At 57.6% G+C, this 9,675-nt stretch carries 6 protein-coding genes; 3 read left to right on the top strand and 3 right to left on the bottom strand.

Going from position 1 to position 9,675, the window contains the following annotated elements:
* From WA354_RS13685 to WA354_RS13675, 3 genes are all read right to left on the bottom strand, one after another.
* Positions 1 to 995, bottom strand: a 995-nt coding sequence (locus WA354_RS13685) for an alpha-L-fucosidase (protein WP_472813571.1), incomplete at its 3' end; no start/stop codon positions are given.
* Positions 996 to 1,034: 39 nt separating this feature from the next.
* Positions 1,035 to 3,731 carry a glycoside hydrolase family 3 C-terminal domain-containing protein gene (locus WA354_RS13680; protein ID WP_472813570.1) on the bottom strand — a complete coding sequence of 899 codons (2,697 nt, stop codon included), beginning with the start codon at positions 3,729 to 3,731 and terminating at the stop codon, positions 1,035 to 1,037.
* A 55-nt stretch (positions 3,732 to 3,786) separates the two neighbouring features.
* Complete coding sequence (locus WA354_RS13675; RefSeq protein WP_472813572.1) at positions 3,787 to 4,998, bottom strand: alpha/beta hydrolase-fold protein; 1,212 nt, start codon at positions 4,996 to 4,998, stop codon at positions 3,787 to 3,789.
* Positions 4,999 to 5,264: 266 nt separating this feature from the next.
* On the opposite strand from WA354_RS13675, the gene WA354_RS13670 reads away from it, so the two are divergent.
* From WA354_RS13670 to WA354_RS13660, 3 genes are all read left to right on the top strand, one after another.
* Complete coding sequence (locus WA354_RS13670; RefSeq protein ID WP_472813569.1) at positions 5,265 to 6,842, top strand: alpha-N-arabinofuranosidase; 1,578 nt, start codon at positions 5,265 to 5,267, stop codon at positions 6,840 to 6,842.
* Positions 6,843 to 6,957: 115 nt separating this feature from the next.
* Positions 6,958 to 9,087 carry an alpha-N-arabinofuranosidase gene (locus WA354_RS13665; RefSeq protein ID WP_472813568.1) on the top strand — a complete coding sequence of 710 codons (2,130 nt, stop codon included), beginning with the start codon at positions 6,958 to 6,960 and terminating at the stop codon, positions 9,085 to 9,087.
* A 25-nt stretch (positions 9,088 to 9,112) separates the two neighbouring features.
* Positions 9,113 to 9,675 (top strand): alpha/beta hydrolase (locus tag WA354_RS13660; RefSeq protein ID WP_472813567.1); only part of this gene is annotated, 563 nt, incomplete at its 3' end.

Raw genomic sequence — 9,675 nt, 5'->3', positions numbered from 1 at the left:
ATGAGATCGCGCGTCCGATCGTAGAAATTCTTCACATACGATGTGTCGGGCAATGCACTGGCCGGGTGTTTTACGCCATAGAGTCGCTGAGGATCGAGCCCCTGCCACCACTGATCTTTGCCTTCTGTCTGCGTCAGACGGCCATCATAGGGAATACCAGCGTTTGGGCCGGATTTGTCGGCACTGTGCGAAGGCTGGAACCACCACCAGTTGCGCGCCTGATGCACTGTTACGCCGAACCGCAACCCCTGCTTTCGTGCCGCCGCAGCCCATGTGCCGATCACATCACGATGCGGACCAACAGCAGCTGCATTCCAGGGCTGATGCTTCGAGTTCCACGCGTCAAAGCTATCGTGGTGATTGGCCAAAGCGACGAATATCTTCGCGCCCGCATTTCTATAGCGCGTTATCAACTCGTCCGGTTCCCAATTCAACAGCGTCCACTGTGCGCACAGTTCCTTGTACCCGAACTGCGAAGGTGGACCGTAGTGTTCGAGTTGATATTTGTATTGCCTCTGGTCCTCGACATACATATTGCGTGCGTACCAGTCTCCCGCTTCGGCAACGCACTGTGGACTCCAGTGAGCCCAGATGCCGAACTTGGCATCCTGGTACCAATCCGGGGCTTCGTACTCAAGCAACGAATCCCAGGTGGGTTTGAACGGACCATCGCCGGCAAGATTGGGGATTGGCGAATGCAGGGGCACATCATCCCAAAGTCCGCCCGCAATCGACTGTGCTGTGGGGTTGTAGTTCCACGCTGAAGGTTCCCATGCGGCCTCATCGAGCTGTTCTTCGACGATCTTGCCGTCGCTTACCTTATAGAAAACTCTCCTCTCCGGCGGCAGCGCGCAAAACTGAGCGTAGTCCTGCGTGTATTGGTTGAAGCCTTTCGGCAGGTCAGGCCCGTTCTCCTGCGAGGGCTGCGCCGAGGCTGGCACGGCTTTCGATGCTGCAGCGATTGCAAGTAGTTTGCAGAAATCCCGTCTGTGCATGAATCCCCCTTCGTTCTTGCGGTGATCAGAGGCCATCGTTCATTCCGGCAACGCGATCTGGCCCTGAATACGGAATTTCCCGGTGGCTGTTGGCGTTCCTGTATTGGGCTGGCCTCCTCCGATGCTGATCGTGTAATCACCTTGCGCGACAATTGGATTTCCATCCTCGGTCACCATGACCAGGTCGCGATCTTTCAAGTCGAAGTGAACCTTCTGGCTCGCCCCGGGGGCGAGGTGAATGCGCTGGAATCCGCGAAGAGCGATGAGGGGTGCACCTTTCACGTCCGGAAACTTGAGATAGAGTTGAACGACCTCATCTCCTTCGACCTTGCCGATGTTGGTTACCGTCACGTCGGCACTCACCGACTGCCCGGCCTGCACATCTTGCGCGGGAACGCTGAGGTTGGTGTACTTGAAGGTTGTGTAGCTGAGTCCGTAGCCAAACGGATAGAGGGGCTTTTCATTGAAATAGCGATAAGTTCGGTTCGCCATTCCGTAGTCTTCGAAGTTTGGCAACTGGCTGACGCTGGTGTAGAACGTAACTGGTAGCCGTCCCGCGGGATTGTTCTTTCCGCTAAGCGTTTCAGCCACCGCCGCTCCGCCCTCTTCTCCCGGATACCATGCGTCGAAGACGGCGTTGGCGTGCTCGTTGATCCAGTTGACAGCCAAGGCACTGCCATTGATGAGAACCACAGCGAGCGGTCTGCCGGTGGCTGCTACGGCTTCGACCAGTTCTTCTTCGGGCTGGGGAAGATCGATGCTGGTGCGATCTCCGCCGAGAAATCCAGGTTCACTTACCGGCATCTCCTCGCCTTCGAGCTGGCTGGTGATTCCCACGACGGCAATCACGGCATCGGCATTCCTTGCAGCGGTAATGGCCTCCTGCGAGGGAGCGCCGTTGTACTTCGCCCAGATCAGCTCCGCATGCGGCTTGGTGCTCCTGGTTCCGCTGTTTCTGGTTCCATAGGAGATTTCGAGCGCGATCTTCCGCCCCTTTTCGAGGCGCACGCGGCCCACGCCGGATGAGAGTCCTCGCGAGCCACCGCCAAACGCTGTTGCAACCTGCTTACCATCAACCGTAACCCTGCCGAATCCTTCGCAACGTATGCCCAAGAGAAATTCACCTGATTCCGTTGGTGTGAGGAATCCGGACCATTGGACGCCGAAAGTCTTCCTTTCGGCAATTTCTGCCGGCAAGTTATTTTCGGTGAGATTGACATTGGTCTCTGTACGGGTGACGAGCGGTTTTGTATTCGCCTCAGTCGCTTGTCCGCGCCTCATGCCCTCGTTGTAGTCGGCCTTGAGGCCGGGCTTGCCATCGGAGGTGGTAAGAAGGCTATCCGGCACGGGAGTTCCATCGGTGCGGAGGAACTGAGTTCCGGCGACAAACGTGATGACGGCCTTGGGGAACTCTGCGCGAATGCCATCCAGAATGGAAACGATATGTGTGGGCTGACCGGCATAGTTTCCGATCAGCGGCCTGGTCTGGTCGGCGAGCGGACCGATGACGGCGATCTTTTTAATTCCCGGCTTGAGGGGAAGCAGACCGTCGTTCTTGAGAAGGACGATGGACTCGTTCGCGAGTTTGCGAGCGTGTGCGCGATGTTCGGCGCTGTCGAGTTCCTTTTCATCGATCTTGGTGTAGGGAACCATGTCAGGCGGGTCGAACATACCGAGCTTGATGCGCGCAGTAAACAAGCGGATGAGAGCGGTGTCGAGCGTGCTCTCTGGCAGGTACCCTTCCTGCACCGCATCAATGTAGGCTTTCTCTACGGGTTCGCCAAACCTCGACGTGAACGTGACGCACTCGTTGTCCATGCCCCGGATGACGGAGATGGCCGCGCCCTGTGCCTGTGTCGGGCGATAACGGTGGTTGGCTGCTACGTCGCGAACCGCGTCGCAGTCGGAGACCACGTATCCCTGGAATCCCCATTTGCCGCGCAACTGGTCCTGGAGCAGGAACTGGTTGGCGCATGCTGGCTCACCATTGATCGCGTTGTAAGCGCACATGACGGAGCCAGCCTTGCCTTCCACGATGGCAGCGCGAAACGCAGGCTCGTACGTATCAATCTGGTCGTGCTTGCTCACGTCCACATCGGCAAAGTGGCGCGTCGGCTCAGGCCCGCTGTGTACGGCGTAGTGTTTCGGCGTTGCAATCGCCAGGTAATACTTTGGATCGTTGCCCTGCAAACCGGTCACGTAGGCAACGCCCATGCGGCCCGTGAGGAAAGGGTCTTCGCCGTAGGTTTCCTGACCGCGGCCCCAGCGCGGGTCACGAAAGATGTTCAGATTGGGGGACCAGAAATCGAGGCCTCCCATGATGCCGGTGTGTCCCTCGCGCGCATTTTGCACGTGCTTGATGCGTCCCTCAATGCCGATCTGTGCCGCCATAGCGTGAATGGCAGGCGCATCGAATGTGGCAGCAAGACCGATGGGCTCGGGATACTCAGTTACACCTTCATTGATCACTCCGTGAAGGGCTTCACTCCACCATTGGTAGGCGGGAACGTTGAGCCGTGGAACCGCCGCGGAGTTGTTCTGCATTTGCGTGGCCTTCTCCGCGAGAGTCATGCGGTGGACCAGGTCGGCAGCCCTCTGTTCTGGCGTTAAATTGGTGTCCAGATATGGAGGAGTTCCGCCACCTTGTGCGCCTGCAGTCGGTGCGAGCAAGGCCAAACAGAGCGTTCCAACTCCGAGAACAAACCTCGCGATCGTTTGTGTTCTGAATCTGCTCATGTGATCCTCAATGAATAATCCGCGTTATCGTCTGGCCCGCACTTTGCTGCCCGCCCTATCGCGCGGAAGTTGCTGATGGGCTCCGCGTCTGGAACAGGCGAGGTGCAAAGTTTTTTAAATCCCGGCGCCAGGTCTGCCATTCGTGATCAGTGCCGGGCGACTCGTAAAAGACGTGCTGAATCTTTCCTTCGTCGAGGGACGCGTTTAGATTCTCCAGTCCGGTCTTCATACGCTCAGGCTCGTTGGTTCCCACGCCGATCCACAATAGATGCACTCGCCTGGCAAACGCTGCCGGATCGGCCATGGCTCCGTTGAATGCAGTCTTCGTATCCATTTTCCCGTTCCCGGTCAGAAACACGTTGGCTGCGCCGCTGAATCCGCCGATGTATGAGAACAGGTCGAGATGATCGAATGTCACCTGGAACGTCTGCATGCCTCCCATTGAAAGTCCGGCCATGGCGCGGTGATCGCGATCTGGGAGTGTACGGAATGTCTTGTCGATGAAGGGAATCAGCACCTGCGTCATATCGTCTTCGAATGCGCTCATCCGCTCTTGCATTACTTTCAGGAACTCAGGCGAGCCGAACGGCTTTCCTGTAAGGTCGGGAACGACGTAGCCGGCACGGCTTGCGTATCCGTTGGCCATAACGATGATCATCGGCTTTGTGTTTCCGCTCGCAATCAGGTTGTCGAGAATGAAATTGGCCTTGCCTTGACGGGTCCATCCGGTCTCGTCCTCACCCCCGCCGTGCTGCAGATAAAGCACTGGGTAGTGAATCGTCTGCGTGTCATAATCCGGAGGTAAATATACGAAGGCATCCCGCCACGTCCCGGTCACACTGGAGTGATACCAAACTTGCCGGACCTGCCCATGCGGAACATTGTTGGGCTGGTAGTAATCCACTCCGGCTTCGGGAACCTCGACAGCACTTGCCCACTTGCTCCCACCGAAGTACGCAGTGCTGCTGGGATCGCTGACTTCGGCGCCATCCACGATGATCGTGTAGTAATGAAGCCCGGGAGCCATCGGCGCGGTTGTGAAGGTCCAGAAGCCGTCGGGCTGCTTCTCCATGTCTACCTTGGGACCGCTCCAGAAATTGAGCTTCACCTTCGTGGCGTCAGGCGCTTTAAACCTAATTTGGACGCGCGAGTTGCCGTCGACCTTCGGATATTGCGCATCCAGAACGTTCGATGATGCGGGCTTGAAATCGCCCTGGTCCTGCGCTAAACAGACGCTCGCTGCCAGTAGCATTGCAAATGCAATCACTTTCAAAGTACACCTCCGAGCGGACAGGTTTGAGAGCGAGAGCCGGCTTGGCGCGGACAGATCAGCTCTCTCGAGCCATGCGCATGGTAAACGATTACTGCTCAGAAATAAAGCGATTTAATGGACTTGTTCGCGGCGGCTCGCTCTGTGTATATTCGAGGGTTCCGGAACGGCATGCGAGAACGATGGCCGAAAATTGCGAGCCCGTTCCAAGGCGGCGCGCCGGTCCCAGCGCTCCATCGCGTTCCGGTTGAGCGGAGGCTTGTGTGGCACGTCGCGTCCTTGCGTTTTTTTGCTTGCTAGCCCTTTATTCGTCCGCACCCTTGATGGCTGCTGACACCATTCATCTCTCCGTTGACGCGTCGAAGCCCGGCGCGAAAATCGATCGAAACATCTTCGGCCAGTTCGCTGAGAATCTCGGCCATGGTCTTTACGAAGGCATCTGGGTCGGCCCTGACTCTTCCATTCCGAACACTCGCGGAATCCGCAACGACGTAGTGGCCGCTCTGAAGGAACTGAAGGTGCCCAACGTCCGCTGGCCGGGCGGCTGCTTTGCCGACCAGTATCACTGGCGCAAGGGAATCGGCCCACGGGATAAGCGCCCGGCAACAGTGAACTCGGCATGGGGCGACGTTATCGACACCAATGCCTTCGGCACCGATGAGTTTATGGATTTCATCCAGCAGATTGGCAGCACACCCTACGTGTCCGTCAATGTCGGCTCCGGCACGACGCAAGAAGCGGCCGAGTGGCTTGAATACATGACGGCCGCTGCGCCCACGGCTCTCGCCAAAGAGCGAGCCGCCAACGGCCATCCTGAGCCGTACAAAGTCGGATTCCTCGGCCTCGGAAACGAGAGTTGGGACTGCGGCGGCGCGATGACGCCTGACTACTACGTCAGCCTGATGAAGGTGTACAGCCGCTTTGTGATCAACATGAATCCCGCGCAACGCAGCAAGGACCAGATGTTGAAGATCGCCGTGGGCCCCGGCACGCCTGACGCCACGTGGACCGAAGCCGTGATGCAGGCGTGGAAGAAGCACACCTGGGCCTGGGATATCAACGGCGTCTCGTTGCACTGGTACACGGTTCCCAATGGCTGGCCACCGTCGACCCCCTCGGAGAAGTTCGGGCTGGACGACTACGTCAAAACAATTAAATCCACCCTCTTCATGGATGAGTTCCTGCGCAAACAGGAAGCGGTGATGGACAGGTACGACCCGGAGAAGAAAGTGACCTTGTCTGTGGATGAGTGGGGAGCATGGCATGCGCCGCTGACCGGCTCCAATCCGGCTTTCCTCGTCCAGCAGAACAGCGTTCGCGATGCCATTCTCGCGTCGCTTAACCTGAACATCTTTGCCCGCCACGCCGACCGCGTCCGCATGGCCAACATCGCCCAGATGATCAACGTGCTTCAGGCGATGATCCTCACCGACAAAGAGAAAATGGTCCTGACACCCACCTATTACGTCTTCAAAATGTACGTTCCGTTTCAAGATGCCACGTTCATTCCGGTAACCTTCGATGCGGGAACCTACGCCCATGGAAGCGTAATCCTGCCGCACGTCGACGCGATTGCGGCAAAGGGGGCGGACGGGAAGCTGTTGCTTGAGATCACTGACCTCGATGCGGAAAGCCCCGCAACGATCGATGTAGATGTTGCCGGCATCGTGGCAAAGTCGGCAAAGGCGGAGACGTTAACGGGAGTTGCAGTAGACAGTATCAACACCTTTGATTCACCGAGTACAGTTGTGCCGAAGCCGACTGCAGTGAAGGTTCAGAACGGCAAGCTTTCGCTCACGGTAGCGTCTCGATCAGTGACCGTCATCTCGATTGAGCCGTAATCGCGAACTGCGCTCGATTGAGAGCCCATGGACGCTACTGGCACTCGATGCGAAATTTAACGACGGGCCGGTTGTACGCACATTTTGCTCCATCCAGTATTGGGAGAAACGGACCATGCATCTGCTCCTGAAGATCGTCGCGAAAACGCTTACCCAACGACCCGCAATGTGCTTCCTCGCGGTGCTTGCGCTGACTTCAGGCGCTTCCTCTCAGACTCGCATTGTCACCGCAACCATCGATACCGCGAAGACTGGCGCGCCTATCTCGAAAAATATCTACGGCCAGTTTCTTGAGCACGGCGGCGATATCGTCAACACTGGCATTTGGTCTGAGATGCTTGTCGATCGCAAGTTCTTCTACCCGGTCGCCATGAGCGCGCCGACGCCACCGCCCATGATGGGCAATCCTGCGGGCAATCCCCGCTTTCGCCGCGTTCCTACGCGCTGGTGGGCTCCCATCGGAGGCGAGGATGCAGTCACCATAGACACCAAGGATCCATACACTGGCGATCATTCGCCGTTGGTCAAGCTAGGTGCAAAAGAGGCGCACGGTTTGGGCCAATCCGGAATCGCCGTTCGTAAAGGCATGTCTTACACAGGGCGGATCGTTCTCGCAGGCTCTCCCGGCGCGGCGGTTAAAGTAACGCTCATCTGGGGTAAGGAGCCCACCGATCGTCAGACAGTCACCATCGGCTCCCTCGGCATCGCCTACCGCAAGTTCCCGTTGCGGTATACCGCCAGAACCGACACTGACGAAGCCACTCTTGAGATCACGGGCACCGGCTCGGGCTCCTTTCATGTCGGCGCGGTCTCGCTCATGCCTGCGGACAATATTGAAGGCTTCCGTCCGGAGGTCGTAGCAGCGCTCAAGCAACTGCGCTTCGGCGTCCTCCGCTTTCCGGGAGGCAACTTTGTCTCCGCATATGAATGGCGCTACGGCGTAGGTGACATCGATAAGCGGCCGCCCATCTTCGATCCCGTCTGGCACGCCGTGCAGCCCAACGACGTCGGCACGGACGAGTTTCTCACGCTATGCCGTCTTCTTGGCGTCGATCCTTACATCACTGTCAATGCGGGCTTCGGCGACGCATGGTCTGCGCGTGAGCTAGTCGAGTACACCAACGGAGCCGCAACAACGCCTATGGGAAAATGGCGAGCCGCAAATGGCCACCCTGCTCCTTATCATGTGCAGTGGTGGGGAGTTGGTAACGAGCCCTGGGGCGACTACCAGATGGGCTCGATGTCTCTTCCGCAATTTGAGTTGAAGCACAACCTCTTCGCGAAAGAGATGAAGAAGGTGGACCCATCCATCAAGCTCATTGCGGGAGGAGCCATGCCCGACGTGATGGAAGGAGCCGATCAGGCGAGGCGTATTAACGGCCAGTATGTTCCCGATTATCTTTCGCCAGCCGACTGGACCGGCCAGATGCTCCTCAACTGTCTCGAGAACATCGATATGGTCAGCGAGCATTACTACGCATCGGGCACGCAACATACCAACATCAAGCTGCAAAAGAAGGTGCCAATCGAGCCTCCTCTATCGCTGCTCGAATGGGAACGCGCACCCGCCGTCCAGGTTCGCGCGAAATATGAGCACTATCAGGAGTACCTGAAGCGTATCCCAGCGCTCCGTGCCAAACCTGTTCCGATTGCGATCGACGAGTGGGCCTATTTCGGCGGTAATCGCGACGGATATAAGGTCGTTCCGGCATACGCATGGGCCTTCCACGAAATGTTCCGCCACTCCGAGATCTTTCAGATGGGGGCGTTCACCTTCGCGACCGCAATGATGAGCCAGAACCGAACTGAAGCCGTCCTCAATCCCACTGGAATGCTGTTCAAGATGTACCGCGATCACTTCGGCACTATTCCCGTCGAGGTAACCGGTGATTCTCCGCAGCCGAAGCCGACGTTTCCGGCTGGCGGCGATCAACCCGCCGTCAACCCCGGCAGCGACACGTATCCGCTGGATGTGAGTGCCGCGTTAAGTGAAGATCGCAAGACTCTCGCCATTGCCGTGCTCAATCCTTCTGATTCCGAGCAGAGCATCAAGATTGCGATCAGCGGAACGAAGCTTGTGAGCGCAGGAAAGGTGTGGCGCATGGCTCCCAACTCCATCGATGCAACTGTTCAGGTCGATAAGAAACCCGAGGTTCAAGTCGAAGAACAAGCGCTGGGATCGCTGCCCGCAACCATCACCGTGCGCCCCTTCAGCGTGAACATTTATTCCTACCCGGTGCAGTAGCCGGGTCTTTCGAGAGAGGTTCTAGATGAAATCAACGAAGTTGTTCATTGCGTGCGCAATCACATTGGCAGTTGCACCCGGTTCATCGCTCGCGGCGCAGGTGCAGACAAACGTTCCCGAAGTTGTCTCTGGCGCAAAGCCTGTGGCAGTGGAGCACATCAAGATCCACGGCACGGCACTTGAAGGCAATCTTGAAGGCGACGCCGTCGATCGTGACGTCATCGTTTTTCTGCCGCCCAGCTACCAGAAAGACAAGAAGCGTCGCTATCCCGTGGTCTACGCGTTGCACGGCTACTCCATCGGCGCCGAACAATGGACGCACGAAATCCACGTTCCGCAGACCGTCGAAGGCACGTTCGCACTTGGCACGAAGGAAATGATCGTCGTCCTGCCCGATTCCAAAACCATCTATAACGGATCGATGTACTCAAGTTCCGCCACCACCGGCGACTTTGAGAAGTTCATCTCGCACGACGTCGTCTCTTACATAGACGCGCACTACCGCACCATCCCCGATCGCGCCAGCCGCGGTCTTGTTGGTCACTCCATGGGCGGCTATGGCGCGTCGCGCATCGGCATGAAGCATCC

This window comes from Occallatibacter sp. (genome assembly GCF_049802275.1).
In the GTDB taxonomy this organism is placed as follows: Bacteria; Acidobacteriota; Terriglobia; order Terriglobales; family Acidobacteriaceae; genus Telmatobacter.
The sequence above is the reverse complement of the archived record's forward strand: the minus strand, read 5'-3'. Positions and strand labels throughout refer to the sequence as shown.

Coding starts and splice junctions, on each gene's coding strand:
- WA354_RS13680 (WP_472813570.1), bottom strand. CDS start 3,731: ATGAGCAGATTCAGAACACAAACGATCGCGAGGTTTGTTCTCGGAGTT.
- WA354_RS13665 (WP_472813568.1), top strand. CDS start 6,958: ATGCATCTGCTCCTGAAGATCGTCGCGAAAACGCTTACCCAACGACCC.